This is a genomic window from Halorientalis persicus (genome assembly GCF_900110215.1).
Classification (GTDB): domain Archaea; phylum Halobacteriota; class Halobacteria; order Halobacteriales; family Haloarculaceae; genus Halorientalis; species Halorientalis persica.
Map to the genome: position 1 here is coordinate 1 of NZ_FOCX01000118.1, position 1,206 is coordinate 1,206.

At 58.5% G+C, this 1,206-nt stretch carries 3 protein-coding genes; all 3 read right to left on the reverse strand.

The features are described 5' to 3' along the window. A partial coding sequence (locus BMX17_RS24920; RefSeq protein ID WP_092665355.1) for a hypothetical protein occupies window positions 1–522 on the reverse strand: 522 nt, incomplete at its 3' end. 169 nt (window positions 523–691) lie between these two features. Then, the gene (locus BMX17_RS24925) at window positions 692–925 is read right to left on the reverse strand and encodes a hypothetical protein (protein WP_092665358.1); all 234 of its coding nucleotides are present in this window, start codon (window positions 923–925) and stop codon (window positions 692–694) included. Window positions 926–963: 38 nt separating this feature from the next. Then, a partial coding sequence (locus BMX17_RS26855) for a hypothetical protein (RefSeq protein ID WP_211611506.1) occupies window positions 964–1,206 on the reverse strand: 243 nt, incomplete at its 5' end.

A 1,206-nucleotide genomic window follows, 5' to 3' on the forward strand; every position in this document is an offset into this window, starting at 1 on the left:
CGACACAGCAGTTGCAAGCACCTCCTGCTGGCGCTCTGTGAGAGAGACCAATAGCGGGCTCACTGAGCCATCAAACTGGCCAATCCGCTCTAGCTTCACAGAGACGCCTGGCGGTGAGTTTGCCAGCGCCTGCGAGACGGACTCGTCAGTCCCGATCAGTGTTACCCGCATCCCCCGCGGGTCGCCATTGAGCAGGGTAACTGGCCATTTCAGAACCACTTCGTGTTCAAACAGGGTCGTCATCAGCTCATTGAGCAGTGGCGAGGGTTCTGTGTGGAGATAGGCGAGCCCATCCTGATCGGTGGGGCCCTCCAAATCAAGTACCGCGTCGGTATCGGATAGAATGTCTCTGGCAACGGCCATGTCCCCGCGAAACCGGGAAAGATGGGCGTACGTACCATCTTGAAGTGGGCTGATGTAGTATGTCTCTTCCAGATGGGCAGCATCCTCATCAGCCAGCGCATTATCCAGCGGATGGAAAGCGTTGTCGTCCCACGTGATAACTTCTGTTGCGTATCTCATCGTGTATTCTCTAAAATCTCAGGTTCTACTGATAGCTGCTCGTAACGTGTAAGTGTGCGGTTCTCCTCACAGCACAGAACGTCCCGTATGCCGGCCACTGTCAACTGCCGGCCGGGCCCAGATTCTGAAGCACTACCACTGCAAGAGAGTGGGGTTACCGGAGTGGCGATTAGCCATCGGATTCGAGCCGTTCGATGGCATCCTCGAGAGTCCGTTCGTCGTCGCTGGTGTCAAGCTGCTCCATGCTGTGCGTCGTGTTGTGCCGCTCCTGCTGTTCGCCAGCCGACGTTTCAAGTTGCTCGATGGACTCTTCGAGGTCGTCCTGCGTGTCGTCGGGCTCGTCAGCCTGTGCGGCGACGGGGCCGGTCAGACCAACCAGCGTCAGTGCGAGTGCCAGTGCCACTGCCAAACTTACCGAGCTAATGCGGTGTAGCGTGCGAGTCATTGGTTCCAACTACACCTGAAACAAGGGGCCAGACGACCCTGCGCTTCACTGCTAGGATACACCCCTCGTTTATATGCCACCGACAACCCGCTACACAGACCGCTGCAGACGAACAGATCGGCGGCCACGTTGAGGAAGTCAGCGCGCTTGGCCGTCTCGTGGTCGTCCTGGTGAACGCGCTGTTCGGCCAGACGCGTCTCGTACTGCTCGAGCGTCTCGCCCGGCCGCCGACTGAGGTT